This window comes from Paenibacillus pectinilyticus (assembly GCF_001700435.1).
In the GTDB taxonomy this organism is placed as follows: domain Bacteria; phylum Bacillota; class Bacilli; order Paenibacillales; family NBRC-103111; genus Paenibacillus_E; species Paenibacillus_E pectinilyticus.
In genome coordinates, this window is record NZ_LYPC01000012.1 from 209980 (window position 1) to 228167 (window position 18188).

An 18188-nucleotide genomic window follows, 5' to 3' on the forward strand; every position below is an offset into this window, starting at 1 on the left:
CAGGGGGCATGCTTAAACGACCTCAATATCTCGAAAGATGACTAGCCTACCCCTAATTGTAACAGAATTAGCTGCGGAATAACGTAAAGAGAGTGTCGAATTTCCAAATTTTTATGTAATTTATATCGTACAATTTAGTGATCAGACTCGCTTTGGAATACGGTTTTCCCTACCTGCAACGCTGAAGCAGCCCGCGGCCACCCTACATAAAAAGCGAGATGTGTGATGACATCGAACAGCTCAGCCTCTGTTAAACCATTTTCCTTCGCCAACCCCAAATGATAGGGCAATTGCTGGGTGTGCTCCCCCGCGACTAAGGCGGCCACGGTGATGAGACTTCGGTCTCTTAGGGTTAAAGCCTCGCTTCGCCACACATCTCCAAATAAAATCTCTTCCGTATAACGCACAAAGTCTGATGCAAGCTCACCAATCGTTTCTCTAACGGTTGGAGTAATCGGCGGGTGACTCATGATAATTCCCTCTTTCTCTATAAGTAAGTTAGGACAAGCTTAGATCATCTGGGCGAGCCCTTTCCCAAAGCTCCAATCCTCTCTCTCGGTTTCATGCAAAACGACGAAAATATCATTGTCGCAGATCTGGCATTTCGTCGAAATCAGTGATGCTAATGCGCGATAGAACTGACGTTTCTGCTCCGTACTTCTGCCAGAAGCCAGGGAAATATGGATATATAATAGTCGATCGGACCTAGCGACCCCTAGATACTGAGGATCATAATAAAACTCGTGCTTGCTATGCCCATGGAAAATTTGAAAATAATCGTCCGCCGGGACATGGAAATGAGTCATCAAAGTTTCCAAAATGCATTGACTGATGATCGGGAGTTCGGCTTCGGTATATTGATTGTCGAGATAGCTCACGCGAACGAATGGCATGGGATGAATCACTCCTCGTATTGGATTAATCCTATTTTACTCGCTCTTTCTTCATTGGTATAATTGAAAATAATCATAAAGAAATTCGATTTTATCGATGGAGATGAACATGGTTGGATCTTAAAGAGCTACTCACCTTTCGGACGATTATTGAAGAGGGATCCTTTACCAAGGCAGCAGCTAAGCTGAATTACGCGCAGTCTACGGTTACGAATCAAGTGCAGAGATTAGAGAAAGAGTTGGGGTTCAAGCTGTTTAAACGAGGCTGGGACGCTATTCTAACGCCATCGGGCACGATTTACGCGGAACAAGTGGAGGGGCTGATTCAACATTGGATTTATGTGGCCGACCAGGCGAAGGCGTTGGAGAAGGAGGAAATCGGCACGCTGCAGATTGGGGCGATTGAACCTGTCCTGATGCGCACGCTGCCGGCAGTTCTGGCGGAATTTCGCGTTGTGAAACCGAAGGTTAGCTGTCATTTTACAATGGGGAATACCGAAGGACTCGCTCAAGAGGTGTTGGCGAATCGAATTGATTTCGCTGTGAGTGGCGAGCCTAAAGCGGCTGCGGGTATGCACTTTGAGCCGCTGTATGAGGAACAAATGACGTTCATTGTGGGAAGAGATCACCCGCTAGCGTCTCGAAGTGAGCTTGTGTCAGAGGATGTATTCGCTTATCCCTTGATCATCGGCGGAGCTAGTTGTCTGTATCATGCACGGTTGATGGAAGAACTGCAGGGCTTTTCCTCCCAGCCTTTGATGCATACGGTGAGCCAAATTTCAGCCATACCCGCCTTCGTCGAACACTTATCTTCCGTAGGCGTCGTACTTGCTTCAACCGTGCTTCCGCAAGGAGTGGTGACCATACCCGTCCCTCTAACCAATCCGAATTTCAGCATCGGTTTATTGCAAAATAGGAAACAAGACTATGTACCCTCGACGCAGCGACTTTTTATGAGGCTGCTGAGGGATCATTTTACAAGGACTCAAGCTGCCGCTCAGTCTTTACTTTGAATCACAAGGAGCAACCCCGAAGATAGGGCAATAAGCCCTTCGGATTCCACCAAAACATTGCTGATACCGAGCGACATGCCGATTTCAAGCGTCGCTTCATGCAGCGGGTACTGGAAGCCATGCAAGGTGATACCTGTGACCGTTAAGCTAAGCGGAAGCAGGGAAAGATGGGTATAAGGGCCGCGTCGCACGGATGTTGGTTGATCGATCACCATGATGAGATTGTTCGCATCCATAATGGCACAAGGAATCCCTAGAGCCATGCCTTTGCGCAGCAAATGCACATTGGCAAGCGAATGATCGAATCGCGTGCCTAACGCGCCGACGATTAGGATCTGGCTCGGCTTTTGATCCAGCGCCCAATTAAAGGCCATCTCCGTGTCCGTCAAGTCCTTGAAGATGGGATCGCAATCGATGAAGGCATGACTAGAAGCTCGAATGCGTGCCAGTTCGTCAGCCGTAACGGAATCGAAATCTCCCATGGAGATGTGCGGCCGATACCCATGCTGGATGAGAAACAACGCTCCGCGATCAGAGCCGACGAGGATATCATCTGCTTGGATTTCAGCGAGCGCCCAATCACCGAGTGTGCCACCTGTGATTATCATAATGCGATTCATAACTTGTTGACCCCCAGGGAGAAATTAGAACATATCATCCCTTTAGTATAGCATAGACGGGCAAAAAACCGAGCAACCCTTGAAGGCTGCCCGGTTTCTCTTAGGTTCGTGCATCTACACGCTTGCGCATCGGATTAAGTTCCGATTGATCGTGATCAATCTCCGCCTCATCGGCGAAGCCTTGTAATTCGTAGGTAGTGCGCCCTAGAACAGGGTCGGCGGGGAACTCATCCCCCCGTTTTAGCGTAATCTCTTGCCCAGACTCATTGGCATAAATACCGTCGGTTTCAACCGTATCGCCTGTCATCGGATCCATTCTTTTGTCTTTCGACATTCAACATGCCTCCTTTCCCGTTGCTTATCCTTACCTTCTCCAACGTTAGAGGAAATTATGAGGGGAATCGTGTAGAATAAGTGAGTCATCATAGCTTATACGCAAAGGGGAATGAAAGGCATGGCTTTATGGGGGACGATTGTGAACGCAGCCGCCATCATCATCGGAGGATTTCTTGGCATGCTGCTGCCCCGCATCTCAGATAGCATCAAAAACACAGTCATGCAGGGCCTTGGGCTCGCAATAACTGTGCTTAGTATTACAATGGCACTCAAATCGAATCAAATCGTGATTGTCATTATGAGTGTTGTGCTTGGCGGAATCATCGGTGAGCTGATGCGAATTGAGGCTAGGCTCGGACAACTCGGTGACTGGCTGCAGGCTAAGCTTAGCAAACAGTCGGACGCTCCATTAACCGGGACAAGCTCGATTTCGGAAGGATTCGTGACTACGACACTCGTCTACTGTATTGGAGCCATGGCGATACTAGGTCCCTTAGATAGTGGACTGAGGCATAATCATGATATTTTATATACCAAATCGCTGCTCGATGGGTTCTTATCTATCATTTTCGCCTCAACATTAGGCATTGGTGTTGTGTTCTCAGCGGTATCGGTCTTTGTCATGCAAGGAACAATAGCCCTGCTGGCTACCGTGATTGCGATGGCATTTACCCAAGCTTCGCTAGATGCGATGATTGTTCAAATTACAGCGGTTGGAGGCATCCTCGTCATCGGTGTAGGTATTAATATTTTGCAAATAAAGAAGATTAACGTGGCGAATATGCTCCCAGCCCTCGCTATTGCAGCGGCGGCAGTCCCCATTCAGCAATGGATCACCGCATGGTTGAGGTAAATAGGACTAACCGGTAGACCCATTAAATTTATAGCCAACGCCTCTAACCGTAATGATGTACCTTGGTTCAGCTGGATTGGCTTCAATTTTTTTGCGCAGATTACTGATATGTACGATGAGTGTTCGTGGATCTCCCATGCTGTCCAAACTCCAAATCAGCTCAAACAAATGCTCGATCTTGTACACGCGGTTAGGCGTTTTGGCCATAAGTGAAAGCAAATCAAATTCCTTGGCAGAAAGAGAGATCGTCTGTCCGTTAGCTCGTACGATGTGGCTGACGAGGTCGATTTCTAGTCCTGGGAATTTGACCAATTGCGGATCATCCTGATGCTGCTCTCGAATCGAGTTGCGGCGAAGCAGCGCTTTGACTCTAGCGACTAGCTGGCTCGGGCTGAACGGCTTGGTCATATAATCATCGCCACCCATACTTAGGCCCAGAATGATGTCAATATCTTCGCTTTTGCACGAAATGAACAGGATCGGTGTATGGCTTGTTTTGCGAAGCTGTCGACACACCTCTATACCATCAAGTCCTGGGAGCAAAATATCCAGAATAATAAGATCAGGTCGATGTTCTTTCACAATTTCAAACACGTCATGTCCATTATTGGCACTAATCACTTTATAGCCTTCACGCACTAGGTAGAGTTGAATTAATTGGACAATCTCTTGTTCGTCATCTACGATTAAGATAGTTTCTCCTGCCATGCCGAAATCCCCCTCAGTAGTGAAACAACTCCCATAACTTACAAAGAATGAACGGTGTCCCCGCTCAAATATTACCCTTATTATAGAACGATTTGCTCACCAATTCTATCCAATTATTGACAAACTCCGTGCTCTATTCTGGAAAATACGAATAAATAGGTAAAAAGTTGCAGAATCGCCTGCCAATTGCGTTATAAAGTGAAATAATTTGTCATTTTTTCGCGAAAATTAATTGAGATTTAAGTCTGACTTTATTAAATCTTTATGTAGATATGCTACGCTACCAAAGTCTCTATGTATAGGCATAAGAGGGGGCGACGCAAGTATGAGTCAAAGGGCTGAATTTAATCCACCGGTAATCCAGGATTCTTTCGCACGTCAAATTATGGAACAAGCATGGGATTTATATTGCAAGTTCGATGTTCATGGCAAATTAACCTACGCCTCCAGTCGCTGTCTCGATCTTATCGGGTATATGCCAGAAGAATTTCAACAAATTGTGGGGTTAATCGATTCTGAGTATCGCATTGATCTGCATAAATTATTTATCCAAATCCTGCAAGGCAGTTCCAGCAGTAAGCTTGAGTTTCGCGCACGAGCCACAAGTGGTGCTCATCTCTGGCTGGAGTGTACCGCATTCCCTATATGTGATACGCAAGGAGAGCTATTAGAGATCATTTTTGCTCTAAATGATATTACACTGCGCAAAAATCAGGAAAGTCGTCTCGTTGCAATGGCCTTCCGTGATCCGCTGACTAGCTTGCCTAATCGTCGACTGTTTAAGGAGCATTTGCTGCAGCAGCTGCAGCAGGCCAAACGCACGAACCGCGCTTTCGCTCTTTTGTACGTAGACATAGACGATTTCAAAATCATAAATGACACGATGGGTCATGATGTAGGAGATGCTTTCCTGCAGGAGTTTGCTAAGCGTATTCAAGGTTGTTTACGCGAGGTGGATACATTCGCCCGAATGGGCGGGGACGAGTTCACTATTTTACTGCCAGGGGTCGATTGTTCTGAGCATGTAGAAAGTGTGGCACAGCGTATTATCCAATGTGTTGAGCAGCCGTGGGAGGTACAGGGACATACGTTCACGACCACGATTAGCATGGGGATCACCATGTATCGTTCAGATCAAACGGACGCCGTCCAAATGATGAAAGAAGTGGATATTGCCTTGTATCAAGTGAAAGGCAAAGGTCGAAATCACTACCAATTCTATGACAAAGCGTGTGCCAATTCACCCGCTGACTGCTAATGAAAAGAACTGCTGCGAATGGGGTTAATCCTCACTTGCGGCAGTTTTTTTCTGCCATCCCCATTATTTACTCGTAGCCAATTTGATAGCTTTCTAGGATGATAGAAGGAATCAAAACGAACAGAATAGGGGATGAGCGAGGATGAAGTCTAGCCGTCGGTGGAGCAAACTTGTCGTTGCCCTAGTCGTTGTCGGTGCACTGTGTAATATAACGCCAATGAAGCACGTCCAAGTGCTGGCAGAGGCGACAGCGGCGCAAGGGAAATTTAATATGTCGTATTTGTTCTTTGGAGATCCAAGCACCTATACGTCTCAAGTGAATAAAAGCGGCGATACGCTAGACGAGGTGTCTCCGAGTTATTTCCATCTAAACGCAGATGGTAGTTTGCAAGTGTCTGACCTCGATGCTACTTTCATAGCAGACATGCACAAAGAAGGGAAGAAGGTAGTCCCTTTCCTTAGCAATGACTTTGATCAAGCTGTAGGTGAAATCGCACTGAATGGGCGAGATGCACTTGTAGGACAAATCGTCGCAGCTATTCAAGCTAATGGGCTCGATGGCATTCAGCTGGATATTGAGAATGTGGGCGCGGTGTATCGCGATGAATATACGGATTTTGTTCAAAAATTGCGTGCGCAGCTGCCTAGCAATCTTGAAATCTCTGTGGCGGTTGCAGCGAATCCAACAGGCACGACAACAAGCTGGATCGGGATGTATGATTATAAAGCGTTGGCGGCTGTCTCCGATTATTTGATGGTCATGGCCTATGATGAGAGCTATCCTGGTGATCCTACACCGGGTCCTGTGGCTAGCATGCCCTTTGTGGAAAAGTCCATACAGTACGCGCTCACGCAAGCGCCTTCCAATAAAATCGTACTGGGCGTGCCGCTCTACGGCCGATATTGGAATCAGGATCCGATCTCGAATGGGGCTAGTATATCAGCCAAAAGCATTCAGAAGCTGGTTACGCAGTACGGAGGCTCGGTACGCTATGATACAGCTAGTCAATCGCCTGTTGCTACGTTTACGATCGGGCAAGGCGATGCCAAAGCTACGATAAATGGCAATGTGCTTTCCGCGGGGACCTACACGGTCTGGTATGACAATGAGCAATCCCTCAAAGCCAAGCTGAAGCTAGTGGGCAAGTACAATCTCAAGGGAACCGGAAGCTGGAGCTTGAATCAAGAGGCAGATGATACCTGGTCGTATTATCAGCTGTGGGCGGATGGTTTTTATTTCTCGGATATGCAAAATAACTGGGCGCAAGCCGAGGTTCTGAATGCCGCTAATCGCGGCTGGATGGTCGGCGTAGCCGCAGATCAATTCGCGCCCGACGCGGCGCTCACACGAGCAGAGGCCGCGACGATCATCGTGCGTGCGCTCGGTTTGGAGAGCGTGGCAGGCGCAGCCAGCGGCACGTTCAGCGACGTTCCTGCGACCCACTGGGCGTCGCAGGCGATCGGGATCGCGCAGCAGAACGGGCTGATGCAGGGCATTAGCGAGGGTCGCTTCGCGCCCGATCAGAGCATGACGCGGGAGGAGATGAGCGTACTGCTCTCCCGCGCTTTGAAGCTGACCACGCCTGCTAGCGGCGTGGCGAAGCAGTTCACTGACGTGCCAGCGGATAGCTGGTCGGCAGGGGCCATTGCTGCGATGAGCAGCAGTGGCCTTGTCGACGGCTTCGCGGGCGGCACGTTCCGTCCGAGCGCGTCGCTGACGCGCGCTCAGATGGCGGCGCTGCTGAGCCGCGCGCAGCCGCTGCTCACGAAGTGAGCCTGCGGCGTGATGCCGCAGATAATGGCTTGTAACGCCGCTTGAAGGTGTTAGAGATGAATAGCCCGCCCCCCGATTTATGGGGGCGGGCTATTTGTGTTTCCACGCAGCAACGTCGCGTCTGGAGATAGTCGGAAAATCCGAGTAAGTAGGAAGCAGCAGAGTGGAAATGAGAGTAGATAGCTGGAAAATCCGATTAAGTAGGAAGCTGAGGAGTAGAAATGAGAGTAGATAGTCGGAAAAGCAGAGTAACTCGAGAGCTCCAGAGTAGAAATGAGAGTAGGTAGCCGGAAAATCCGATTAACTAGTGAGCTACAGAGTGGAAATGAGGGTAGATAGCTGGAAAATCCGAGTAAGTAGGAAGCAGCAGAGTGGAAATGAGGGTAGATAGCTGGAAAATCCGAGTAAGTAGGAAGCTACAGAGTGGAAATGAGAGCAGATAGTCGGAAAATCCGAGTAAGTAGGAAGCAGCAGAGTAGAAAAGAGAGTAGATAGTCGGAAAATCCGAGTAAGTAGGAAGCAGCAGAGTAGAAAAGAGCATAGATAGTCGGAAAAGCCGAGTAAGTAGGAAGCTACAGAGTTGAAATGAGCATAGATAGTCGGAAAATCCGAGTAACTTGTGAGCTACAGAATTGAAATGAGGTATGTAAGTCGAATAAATTCGACTTGCATACCTCGCCGGAGGCCTAACGCAAGCCGCAAGTTGACCAAATCGACTTGCATCCCCCGCCGGAGGCCTACCGTAAGCTGCAAGTCGAATAAATCGACATCCAGCCCCCGCCGGAGGCCTAGCGTAAGCTGCAAGTCGAATAAATCGACATCCAGCCCCCGCCGGAGGCCTATCGTAAGCTGTAAGTCGAATAAATCGACATCCAGCCCCCGCCGGAGGCCAAACGCAAGCCTCAAGTCGACCAAATCGACTTCGAGCCCCCGCCGGAGGCCTATCATAAGCTGTAAGTCGAATAAATCGACTTACACGCCTCGCCGGAGGCCAAACGCAAGCAGCAAGTCGAATAAATCGACTTGCATCCCCCGCCAGAGCACCACACTTCCAATCTACTGTGCACTCATCCCTGCACTGCACTCGCCCCTGCCCCAGCAGGCGACGTCTGCTGCGTAACAAACACAAGCTTAGGCGGATTCGTCTTTCCAGGGGTCGGAGTTGGCATCGGTGTCGCTCCTGCTGCAGCCATTGGGACGTTGCCAATCGTGTCTGGTTGCCCTGTTTGGACGAAGGTCGTTTGATGTTTGGGACCCGGTTTATCGGTCACGAATTGACGAATGTTTTTGACACGCGTTTCGGAGCTGGTGATGCGGTTGCTGCCAATTAGAAAAAGGGAAGAAGCCGCTATCCCGATGATCCGAACGTTGCGTACCGTAATGTAGCAGCCTAAGTTATCCACACACATTGTAAAAGGCTCAGGAGGCTGTGGGATGGGAAAAGGCCGCTGATAGAAGTTATAAGCCGCAAAGCTGCCCTCATTCCCGTAATAGATAGGTACTTCGCGCTGTACAGCAAAAACCCTGGTTTGCAGGGCTGCGTTCACGTTATCACCGAAATGGACCGTACTGGAGGAGCCCACAGAATTGACATAGATGTTGCCGACGATCGATAAGCGTGCCATGCGGTTACCCCTCCGATGGAAGCGGAACAAAGGGAGCGATAATAACGGATTCGGGCGGTGTATCGAACATCGAAGATAGAGAGATGACCTCGGTGTCTCCAATTAGGAAAACGGATGCACTGGATACCCCAACGATCCGAATGTCGCCTACGCATAATTGTTTATTTTCCACATGTAAATTGAACATTGGTTATCCCTCTTTCCTTGGCAGACTGGATATGTAAGTCTCAATCGCTGTGAAAATGTCGTTCTTCGTTTTTTCCATAATGCTCGTCGTGACGGCTTCCATCGGTTCTTTGAACCCTACCCCGCGGTATTGATTCACATAATGCTGAATGCGAGTATCCAACTGTTTGCGGATATCATCGATGATCAAGTCCTTATAATCCTCGTCGAGCGCGTACTGATATTTATTTTCCAAATTATGGATGTCAGCCTGAACGCCAAATTGCAAATACTGTTCAATCCCACTTGCTACATCCGCTTGAATCCCTTGCCCTTGCTGCGCAGCCGTCTGGCGCGGGCTTCTTGGACCTGTGCCGCCATCCCCGTTAGGTGCCACGCCCTGATACTGTCCTCCCTGGTAAAAAGGATTCATATCACTGCTGCTACTTGGTCCGGCATTGGTGTTGTCATCTTTATCTTTACTAAACTGGTTGCCATTCACGGTGAAATCTTCGATATGATCCAACGAACTGGGACTGATTCCAATCGTTAGTGTCCCATCTAATTTCTCAACCTTCAGCTGGTCGAAATTGTATTCGATTTTATCAATGTGAAAACGCTTCTCGTCCTTCAAGGACTTCAAATCCGCTTCCAGTTTGCTAACGGTTTGTTCGAGCTTATCGATTCTTTGTTTCTGCATCTCAATACAGGCGGAGATTTGCTGGGCCCACTGCTGCCATGTGATAGGATTATTCATCTGGTATAAGCACCTCCTTGGGCATCCTCAGGTCTTCAGATTGGTTTTCTAAGCCTGGCTTATTTTGAAACGCACAAAAAGATGTACTCTTACTCTTATAGTGGCTCCATTTCTCATTGTGCTCTTACTCCTCGTAATGTTCTATCGTTGAGCACTTTCTCTCGTTATCCTCTTACTACCTGTGCTCACGTAGCCCGCGGCAGTGGAACTAATGCCACCGGATTAACTTCACTGGTTCCAAGCTCGGGCGCAGGCTCCACAAAACCGCCTGTATTGTAGAGATTAGACAACGAACGAATCGAGCCCGCCGTGCCTATCTGGAGAACCGAAGAGTTGGCGACAGAGTTCACTTTTAATTGCTGAATCATGATCGTTTGATGGATGGTCCAGTTCATTGCAGTTGAACACCTCGCTCTGGTTTATCAGGGTGAAAGAATCTAGAGAATATTACCGCTCGCATTGGCATCAATAAAGTCAGAATCATTGGTAACGGTCGTGCTGTAGGTATTGTAGACGCGGGGGAAATCCCCTGTGTTAAATGAACCAGCCCCGGCAAACGTTTTGGAGGAACTGGTTGGTGAAATGATAAATGAATCGCCAAAATGCACGACGGAGCTGGAGCCTACACTAATAATTTTCACATTCCCCACGATAGCTGGCATATTCCGGTCCCCCTTGCGCTTATCACACCTACAGTATATGAGGCATCCGCCCAGAGGTTCGCTGAATTTGCATAAGGGTGTCACATCGGGAGGTAGGCACATATACTGTTAGCAAAATGAGGTGATAGGCTTGAGCGGATTTAATCGCCATCCTTGGCTGAAGTGGGAACAGGTGGAAAAGTTTCTTGGACAAAAGCTGCCGTTCGCCGAAAAAGGGCAGACCTTTCTAGATAATATGACGTGGGCTGAAGGATATGTACAGGACATGCTGAAAAAAGCGATGCCAGGTTTCGACGCGAACATTTCAACCTCTGGATCTATCGGAACAGAGATTTTTGAAACGCACGAGCATGTCATCATCAAAGTGAAAATTGCCAAAGATGAGGATCCTAGAGCGCTCCAAGTATTTGTCAAATCGAGTCAAATTAAGCTGACCGGTTTCGTGAACGGGAAGCCTCGGATCATTAAGCTCACTACACTTGTGCTGCCGCGAACGGCTAATGTAAGGTACAAGCAACGTCTGTTGGAAATCAAGGTTCGTAAACGCGCTTTGAAGGAGAATTATCATGAGGCTTATATCCGATACTAAATCGCGTGCCCAAAAAAGCCTGATCAGATGGACATTCTCCATCTAATCAGGCTCTAAAGGTACATGGGTATGCAATTATAATGTCAGCAAGTGATCTATTTTAACACACGACGTGCCGTCATATAACGGGATGACCATGTGCCGCTATTCATATCTGTAATCCGTACACCACCTGCACCGTAGGTTTGCAGGACTTTGTTATTCCCCATATAAATGGCTACGTGATGAATGACGCCAGGCTTACCAGGGATCGAGAAGAAGACCAGATCGCCAACGCGAAGGTTACTTCTGGATACATACGTACCCACATGGGATTGTTGCTGAGATGTACGAGGCAGACTTACGCCTACTTTTTTGAATACATATTGTGTGAAGGAAGAACAGTCAAAGTTACGCGTTTGACCTGCGGTAGCACCAAATTTGTAAGGTGTACCTAAGTATTTTTTACCGATGGAAATGACTTGGCTGCCTTTAGATGAAGTAGCCGTCGCTGTAAGCGCTGTAGCATCAGCTGTTGCCGTAGTAGATGTTACTGTGGCCGCTTCCACTTTACCAGGTGCACTAGCGGCAGCCACGGATAATCCTATAGATACGGACAATGCCGTCACGACTAATTTCTTGTACCAAGTTTTTTGTGGGTTTTTCATGGGGTTGCCTCCTTAGAGTTTTCGCTGAATTTTCGCAAGCTATCTTACATCGAAACCATGAAGCTTCGAGTAGTTGCAAGACCCTTGATCAGTTGACTCATATTCGAGTACCTTGCGAGGTGGTTGTCCACCTGAGACTCAGTATAGCAGATGAAAATTGCCCTATTATTTACCACGGCACCCTGAAAACAGTGATATAACTAGGGGAAACCCCGATTCTGAGAAAATGATGAGAATCCCCTTATAAAGTTCTTATTGACAGGATTGTGGAAGCGCTACACTAGCCGTCGTGCCTTGACCAAGGCTGCTTTGAAGCTCTATGGTTCCTTGGTGTTTCTGCACAATATGCTGAGCAATCGCTAGTCCAAGCCCCGCCCCTCCTTGCTTCCGATTCCTTGCTTTATCCGCGCGATAGAAGCGATCGAAAACATGCTGGAGCTCGTCCTCCGCAATACCGATGCCATGATCTATGACCTTGATCGTAATCCAGAACTCCTTCAGACTGATGTGAATATCGACGCGTTGTTGGCTATATTTCAAGGCATTGTCTACTAAAATAATAAGCAGCTGCCGGATCTGATAGGGATCTCCAGACATCGAAAGCTCGTGCATATCCGCGTCTACACGAATTTCTCTAGAAGACGTCACGCGGAGGGAGGCTGCAGTTTGCTCCACAAGCGGTATCAGATCGAACGTCGTATTCTGCTCACAGTTTTCACGTGTGGTATCTGTGAGGGAAAGTAGATTTTGCGTGAGCAGCTTTAATTGCGCCGACTCGGATACGATGGCTTCCAAGGCTTCTTCCCGCAATTGATCATTACTGGAGGCCCATCTTCGCAATAAGCTGGCATAGCTTTCAATAATGGTGAGCGGCGTTCTAAGCTCATGGGATGCATCGGCTAGGAATTGTTCCTGCTTACGGAACATTTCCTGCAGCCGATCAATCATCCGGTTGAAGGTGGCACCCAGCATCATGAGCTCATCGTTCGCATGTTTGGTAGGCAAGACAATATGACGGAATGAACCGCTTTTCTCGATGTTTTGCATCGTTGTAATAAATTGTTGAAGCGGACGAAAAAGAACATTCGTATAAAAATAACCACCGATGAGTGTCAGAATCAGCGCGCCGATGGACGTTAGGACGAGGATCGAGATCAACATATTGGCGTAAGTCCCTAATCGTCTCAAATTCCGGCCAATTTCTAAGAGCGCCACCTGTTTGCCATCCTTGAATACTGGCGTTCTCACGAAAAGGAGAATACCTTCTTCATGATTCGTGATTAATACATCGGAAGCCACGGTGGCATAGCTGGCTGGAAATTTTGCGAGACTGGTATCTGAAGAAATCTCATGAGCTACTTGGGAGTCAGGCGTTATATAACGCAGCATTTCTTGGGGAATGAGAAGCTCGTCCATTTGCGAATTGTCCTTCCAATACTCTGGATGGTTAGGCAGATCCTTCAGGAGAAGAGCGCTGGCTTTATCTTTCAAAAGGTCAATTTCGCCTTTGGTCGTTACCCGAATGAACATGTAATACACGAAGGTAAAACTGAAGAAGAGAATCACCATCAAGCCGACCGTTACCCACAATGTGATCTTGAGTCTTAGGCTCATACAGGCTCTCGCCCATCGGCAGAGGAGGTGCCAACATTCTCTTCTGCGGCAGAAGGGGGCTCGTATTTAATTAAATAACCGATGCCGCGGATCGTTTGAATGAGCTTTGTTGAGAAGGGCTTGTCTACCTTTTGCCGCAAATAACGGATATACACATCGACGACATTGGTATCCCCGATGAAATCATAACCCCACACTTCGGTGATGATCTGCTCCCGGGACATCACCTCGTTCTGATGCTGGATAAGAAAGCGCAGCAAATCAAACTCGGTTGGCGTCAGTTCGATTGCGGTGCCTTCACGCGAGACGGCTCTGCTTTTCAAATCCATTGTAAGCTCGTCGATGCGAAGCAAATGCGCCTGTTCAGCCGCAGGTGCCGCCAGCTCCTGCAGACTTTTCTGCCGAAGCAGACTGCGGATGCGAGCAAGCAGCTCGATTGTAGCGAAAGGCTTCGTGACATAATCATTAGCCCCTTGATCTAATCCACTGACGCGATCAGGAATTGCATCACGCGCCGTCAGCAGAATGACAGGCAGCGAGGGATTCAGCTGCCTGATACGCCGCAGAACTTCAAGTCCGTTAAGTTCAGGGAGCATCACATCAAGCAGGACGAGATCCCACTCTTGCTCGTTCAAGGCTGCCTCAAGACCTGAACGCCCATCCCCTCGGATTAATACTTCATAACCTTCATGCTCTAATTCTAACTGCAGGACACGAGCAATACGTTCTTCATCTTCAATTAGCAAAATGCGGCTCATAACGGATCGTATTCACTCCTATTGGTCGCCGCTTGAGGGCAGCAGCATCGTCAGTATCGTTCCCTTAGTTTCCTCTCACCGACAGCGTTACATACCTCTGGCGAAGCTAGAGCCGTTTCGGCAGCCAGAAAATCTCTTCACATTTGATAAAAGATTGTAGAAATTCCGGTTCAACCGCTATTTGAGATCGGTAAGCAAGCATTGCTTGCCATTTACAATAAGCCTGCCCCATCGAGAGGGGACGCCGAATAGGTGGAGGCCATGACACATGCATAGGAATGCGGTGGCCGTCTGCCCAGTGTGCTTCGAAAGGTTGTTCAGGTGTAATCCCGCGCGGCCACGGCCACTGGGTTTCCACTCCGCTGTGGATCAAATAGGTGTACACCGCCCCTTGGTAATGCAGCTGTGTGACAGCTTCCATGACGAAGGCATGCGCAGCAGCGTGGTCGAGATGGGTATCGGCAGCATCGGTGACGTAGATTTCTTTGGGCTGCAGCGCGTAGATGAGTGCCTTCGTATCGCCTAAAGCGCAAGCGTGGCGATACGGGGCGGGGCAACCGTAACGCTGTGTGTGAAAATCAGGCACAAGCGCGCCGTACGTAGCCTGGCGCTCTGTAAAACGCTGCTGAAAGGGCGGCATCTCTCGCGTAGTGGCAAAAACACGATCAAGCCCGGCATCGGGGTAGCCGAGGAAGGTAAGATCCTGCGGGCGGAGTCCGATCCGCGCAGCGGCTGTCGTGGCTTCTTGCTGGCGTATGCGAGCCAGCTCCCAATAATCCGCAGGCCCCAGCGCCTCAGGCGGCTTATTGAACAAGCGTGTAGCTGCCTCTGGATAGCCGTCCCCATTGGTGAAAAACACAACATGAACCCTTTTGCCGCACGCGACGGCTTCCATCATGATACCAGCAGCGCCCAATATTTCATCATCGGGGTGTGGGGCAAACACCAGTATATCTACAGGACAGAGACGTAACGGCCATCCCGTCCCCCTCATTCCATCCCATTTGTCCAAATTCAACGAAAATTCCTCCCTACATCCTAGCTGCTTCCATGCTAGCAATGTATGTAGGCAGGGGCGGAAACGTGAGGAGAGGCGGGAGACTTGGCTTACTTCCAGGCTGGGAATATGGGCTTGGTGGGTTCAGGTAGGTGAAGACCGCCGATATAGGCACAGCCAACTCCCCAAGCTATGATCATCCAGAGGAGGAAGATCAACGACTGTTTACGCGTACCATTTTTGCGCCAATAGTTCATTTGTTGCAGGGTGATGAGAATAGAGACGAGCGTAAGCAGGATCCATTTGAGCCACATTAATCGCTCACCTCATCCTCTTCCAAGTAATAAGGGGCGCCTTGAACACCCATATCATCAATGTTTGCAGATACGTTCATTTGGATGTCCACATCAGGATATAGGGTAGGCCACTTCTTCTCAATTTGTTTCCAAACCTTTGGATACTTGCGGTACACCGTTTGCCCAAGGCCTGCAGAGTCGGTCTGGTAGGTTTTCTGCAAAGTGTGGAAGAGCTTCTGAAAAACTTCCGTGATTTGCTCTTGAAAGGACACATTAAGCTTCTCCATGATGGCGGGGTCGCTGGTGTCAAGGGCTGTTCGATTATCCACAATATTCCCAGACGCTTTAATAGCTAAGGTGAATTGGGGCTGCTCATTGACGATTCGAACTTGCCTGGCTATGTGTATTTTAGTTACCCGCACAGAAAGATGATTGGTCTGTCCGGGAATCGTGACATTCACGTTTCCAAAAGGCTTTTTCCCAAGTAACGTAATAAGCGCAACAGCTTGCATGTCACTCACATAGCCGACCAAGGATGTTTTCTTAAATAGGGCCAGGCTATCCATTTGAATCTTGCCGTCTTCACTTTTCGAAAACGCAGCAGCAACCGGCTCTATCCCTGCAGCGGCAGACGAAACATAGAAATCACGAAGCATCGATGGTGCTCTCATTTTTCTAACTATGATTTCGCGCAGCGCCTCTTCCTTCGTAGCTTCTAATGGATATTCAGTCTCCACTAGACTTTTGGCATCCGTGTCTCGTGCAATAACGATATAGGTTCTTAAACGATTCTTGGGATCCCTAGAAATCATATCGAGCAAAGAGGACAGATCATGACGAGCTAGATAGTCGCCAACGATGAAAATACGGCGGTGAGAAGGCAATTCATCCCTAGATAGCTTGCGTTCCATCCGCAAGGTCATAGATGCGATATTATCACCATAGTCCATGAGGGGCATGTATGTTTTCTGTTGCGTCCCACCGCTCGTGGTCAATTGACCCGCGCCGATTGATTTGGGAATGGCAATCTGGACATATCCGCGATACTTGCCTGTCTCCGGCATTTGATCGAATGCGGTAAGCTGCAGAATGGCGATATCATTAATCTCTTTACGATCCCAGCAGCCTGTGAGTGTAACAAGACTGAGTACACACGTCGTAAGCAGCAGCTTCGCTTTCATTATTCATGCCTCTTCTTATTGAATTTAGGAGGAGGGGGGACGGTATCACGGTTAATTAGCCAGTGCGGAGAACGCACAAGGAAATCGCGCAAGCCTTTTAACTTCAATGGCGCAATGGGACCCATGTAGGGAACGCCTACGGAACGAATACCCGTCAAGTAAATAGTCAGTGTGAATAATCCTAACAGAATCCCGACGAATCCCAGCGTGCCTGCTAACAAGAGCAGAAGTAAGCGCAGAATTCGAATGGAGAAGGTCATGTTATAGCGCGGAATCATGAAAGATGCGATGCCCGTCACAGAAACAACGATGACCATTGGCGTCGACACAATTCCTGCTTGCACAACAGCTTGACCAATAACAAGGGCACCGACGATGGAGACGGTTTGTCCCATGACCCGAGGCAAGCGAAGTATAGCTTCACGCAGCGCCTCGAACGTAATTTCCATAATGAGCGCTTCGACCAGTGCAGGAAAGGGGGAGGCTTCACGTGCCCCTGCCACGGAGAGTAGCAAATTGGTTGGCAGCATTTCAGGATGGAAAGTTGTAATCGCCACATACAACGATGGTAAGAGGAGAGCAAGTACGATAGACAAGGTCCGGATGAGCCGTATAAAGGTTGCACTTGTGAACATCAAGTAATAGTCTTCACTAGACTGGAAGGCTGACCAGAATTGAAAAGGAGCCAGTAAGACGAAGGGGGTATTGTTCGTGAAAATAGACACCTTGCCTTCAAGAAGTGCGCCAGCGACGACATCGGGTCTTTCCGTATATTCCATCGTTGGAAAAATACTAAAAGGATGATCACGAATCATTTCTTCGATATAGTTGCTCTCTAGAACCGCATCAATATGGATGGCAGATATTCGCTTGGTCAATTCATCGACAATGCCTTGATCTGCGATCCCATCCAAATAAATCATGCGCACTTCAGTTTGGGTCAGCGCCCCAATTTGCCAAGTCTTCATGCGGATCTTATCTGTCTTCAAACGGCGTCGCAGCAAAGCAATATTCGTCTCTAAAAGTTCTGTAAAACCTTCCCGCGGCCCGCGTACGCCTGATTCTGTTTCTGGTTTCTCAATCCCGCGATGCGGCAGGGAGATTAGATTCGCCAGAAGCACCTGCTGCTGGCCTTGCTCGGCAATCATAACAAAGCCAGTTAACAGGTTGTCTATTAAGGATTCGAAGATGTCGACTCGGGTCAACTCGGGCGTCAATACGTGAGAAGAGAGCGTCTCGATCGATGGTTGAGCCTCTGTGAGGGGCTTGATAATTTCTCGTTCAACGCGCTCAGCATCGACAAGTCCCGAGATATAGGCAATCAGTGTTGTTCGTATAGATACGAATACCAAATCTGGGTCGTGACCCAGTTGTTGATTGATATCAACTTGCAGTTGCAGCGTATCAATAGTTCCATCTAAAGGAGCTTGTTGCCTCATCGT

23 protein-coding genes are annotated in these 18188 nt (G+C 48.5%); 5 read left to right on the forward strand and 18 right to left on the reverse strand.

Annotation, left to right across the window (positions count from 1 at the left end):
• Window positions 1–134: 134 nt before the first annotated feature.
• Both A8709_RS06895 and A8709_RS06900 read right to left on the reverse strand, forming a co-directional pair.
• Window positions 135–470 (reverse strand): carboxymuconolactone decarboxylase family protein, encoded by a 336-nt coding sequence (locus A8709_RS06895; protein ID WP_065851447.1) that lies wholly within the window; start codon window positions 468–470, stop codon window positions 135–137.
• A 39-nt stretch (window positions 471–509) separates the two neighbouring features.
• Window positions 510–893: a tautomerase family protein gene (locus A8709_RS06900; RefSeq protein ID WP_065851448.1), complete on the reverse strand. Its 384-nt coding sequence runs from the start codon at window positions 891–893 to the stop codon at window positions 510–512.
• Between the two features lie 113 nt (window positions 894–1006).
• Here A8709_RS06900 and A8709_RS06905 point away from each other — a divergent pair, with 113 nt between their 5' ends.
• A complete protein-coding gene (locus A8709_RS06905; protein ID WP_065851449.1) occupies window positions 1007–1906 on the forward strand; it encodes a LysR family transcriptional regulator in 900 nt (299 codons plus the stop codon).
• Here the strand turns inward: A8709_RS06905 and A8709_RS06910 are convergent.
• Both A8709_RS06910 and A8709_RS06915 read right to left on the reverse strand, forming a co-directional pair.
• Complete coding sequence (locus A8709_RS06910) at window positions 1891–2526, reverse strand: thiamine diphosphokinase (RefSeq protein WP_065851450.1); 636 nt, start codon at window positions 2524–2526, stop codon at window positions 1891–1893. The genes A8709_RS06905 and A8709_RS06910 overlap by 16 nt on opposite strands.
• 100 nt (window positions 2527–2626) lie before the next feature.
• Entirely contained in the window at window positions 2627–2860 is a 234-nt protein-coding gene (locus tag A8709_RS06915; protein ID WP_065851451.1) for a hypothetical protein, read from the reverse strand.
• Window positions 2861–2980: 120 nt separating this feature from the next.
• On the opposite strand from A8709_RS06915, the gene A8709_RS06920 reads away from it, so the two are divergent.
• Window positions 2981–3715, forward strand: a complete 735-nt coding sequence (locus tag A8709_RS06920; RefSeq protein WP_065851452.1) for a DUF554 domain-containing protein — start codon at window positions 2981–2983, stop codon at window positions 3713–3715.
• 6 nt (window positions 3716–3721) lie between these two features.
• Here A8709_RS06920 and A8709_RS06925 read toward each other — a convergent pair whose 3' ends face one another.
• The gene (locus A8709_RS06925) at window positions 3722–4423 is read right to left on the reverse strand and encodes a response regulator transcription factor (protein ID WP_065851453.1); all 702 of its coding nucleotides are present in this window, start codon (window positions 4421–4423) and stop codon (window positions 3722–3724) included.
• A 325-nt stretch (window positions 4424–4748) separates the two neighbouring features.
• On the opposite strand from A8709_RS06925, the gene A8709_RS06930 reads away from it, so the two are divergent.
• Together A8709_RS06930 and A8709_RS06935 are read left to right on the forward strand one after the other, a co-directional pair.
• Complete coding sequence (locus tag A8709_RS06930; protein ID WP_065851454.1) at window positions 4749–5681, forward strand: sensor domain-containing diguanylate cyclase; 933 nt, start codon at window positions 4749–4751, stop codon at window positions 5679–5681.
• A 142-nt stretch (window positions 5682–5823) separates the two neighbouring features.
• The gene (locus tag A8709_RS06935; RefSeq protein WP_065851455.1) at window positions 5824–7455 is read left to right on the forward strand and encodes an S-layer homology domain-containing protein; all 1632 of its coding nucleotides are present in this window, start codon (window positions 5824–5826) and stop codon (window positions 7453–7455) included.
• A 624-nt stretch (window positions 7456–8079) separates the two neighbouring features.
• Here A8709_RS06935 and A8709_RS06940 read toward each other — a convergent pair.
• From A8709_RS06940 to A8709_RS06965, 6 genes are all read right to left on the reverse strand, one after another.
• Window positions 8080–8403 carry a hypothetical protein gene (locus tag A8709_RS06940; RefSeq protein WP_065851456.1) on the reverse strand — a complete coding sequence of 108 codons (324 nt, stop codon included), beginning with the start codon at window positions 8401–8403 and terminating at the stop codon, window positions 8080–8082.
• A 119-nt stretch (window positions 8404–8522) separates the two neighbouring features.
• Complete coding sequence (locus A8709_RS06945; protein WP_065851457.1) at window positions 8523–9080, reverse strand: spore germination protein GerPE; 558 nt, start codon at window positions 9078–9080, stop codon at window positions 8523–8525.
• 4 nt (window positions 9081–9084) lie between these two features.
• Complete coding sequence (locus tag A8709_RS06950; protein ID WP_065851458.1) at window positions 9085–9267, reverse strand: spore gernimation protein GerPD; 183 nt, start codon at window positions 9265–9267, stop codon at window positions 9085–9087.
• A gap of 3 nt (window positions 9268–9270) precedes the next feature.
• Entirely contained in the window at window positions 9271–10002 is a 732-nt protein-coding gene (gene gerPC, locus A8709_RS06955; RefSeq protein WP_065851459.1) for a spore germination protein GerPC, read from the reverse strand.
• Between the two features lie 185 nt (window positions 10003–10187).
• Window positions 10188–10397: a spore germination protein GerPB gene (locus A8709_RS06960; RefSeq protein WP_065851460.1), complete on the reverse strand. Its 210-nt coding sequence runs from the start codon at window positions 10395–10397 to the stop codon at window positions 10188–10190.
• Between the two features lie 42 nt (window positions 10398–10439).
• Window positions 10440–10664 (reverse strand): spore germination protein, encoded by a 225-nt coding sequence (locus tag A8709_RS06965; protein WP_056610720.1) that lies wholly within the window; start codon window positions 10662–10664, stop codon window positions 10440–10442.
• Between the two features lie 130 nt (window positions 10665–10794).
• Here A8709_RS06965 and A8709_RS06970 point away from each other — a divergent pair, with 130 nt between their 5' ends.
• The gene (locus A8709_RS06970) at window positions 10795–11253 is read left to right on the forward strand and encodes a hypothetical protein (protein ID WP_065851461.1); all 459 of its coding nucleotides are present in this window, start codon (window positions 10795–10797) and stop codon (window positions 11251–11253) included.
• 95 nt (window positions 11254–11348) lie between these two features.
• On the opposite strand, the gene A8709_RS06975 is transcribed toward A8709_RS06970, so the two are convergent.
• The 7 genes from A8709_RS06975 to A8709_RS07005 form a co-directional block, all read right to left on the reverse strand.
• Window positions 11349–11900 (reverse strand): C40 family peptidase, encoded by a 552-nt coding sequence (locus A8709_RS06975; protein WP_065851462.1) that lies wholly within the window; start codon window positions 11898–11900, stop codon window positions 11349–11351.
• Window positions 11901–12152: 252 nt separating this feature from the next.
• On the reverse strand, window positions 12153–13514 hold the full coding sequence (locus A8709_RS06980; RefSeq protein ID WP_065851463.1) for a sensor histidine kinase: 1362 nt from the start codon (window positions 13512–13514) through the stop codon (window positions 12153–12155).
• Entirely contained in the window at window positions 13511–14272 is a 762-nt protein-coding gene (locus A8709_RS06985; RefSeq protein WP_065851464.1) for a response regulator transcription factor, read from the reverse strand. Before A8709_RS06985 ends, A8709_RS06980 begins: the two co-directional genes overlap by 4 nt.
• A 106-nt stretch (window positions 14273–14378) precedes the next feature.
• On the reverse strand, window positions 14379–15332 hold the full coding sequence (locus tag A8709_RS06990) for a PIG-L deacetylase family protein (RefSeq protein WP_141692451.1): 954 nt from the start codon (window positions 15330–15332) through the stop codon (window positions 14379–14381).
• A 47-nt stretch (window positions 15333–15379) separates the two neighbouring features.
• Window positions 15380–15583, reverse strand: coding sequence for a hypothetical protein (locus tag A8709_RS06995; protein WP_065851466.1), 204 nt, complete (start codon window positions 15581–15583; stop codon window positions 15380–15382).
• Entirely contained in the window at window positions 15583–16746 is a 1164-nt protein-coding gene (locus A8709_RS07000) for a Ger(x)C family spore germination protein (protein ID WP_065851467.1), read from the reverse strand. The genes A8709_RS06995 and A8709_RS07000 overlap by 1 nt, the downstream gene beginning before the upstream one ends.
• Entirely contained in the window at window positions 16746–18185 is a 1440-nt protein-coding gene (locus tag A8709_RS07005; RefSeq protein ID WP_065851468.1) for a spore germination protein, read from the reverse strand. Before A8709_RS07005 ends, A8709_RS07000 begins: the two co-directional genes overlap by 1 nt.
• Between the last annotated feature and the right edge of the window lie 3 nt (window positions 18186–18188).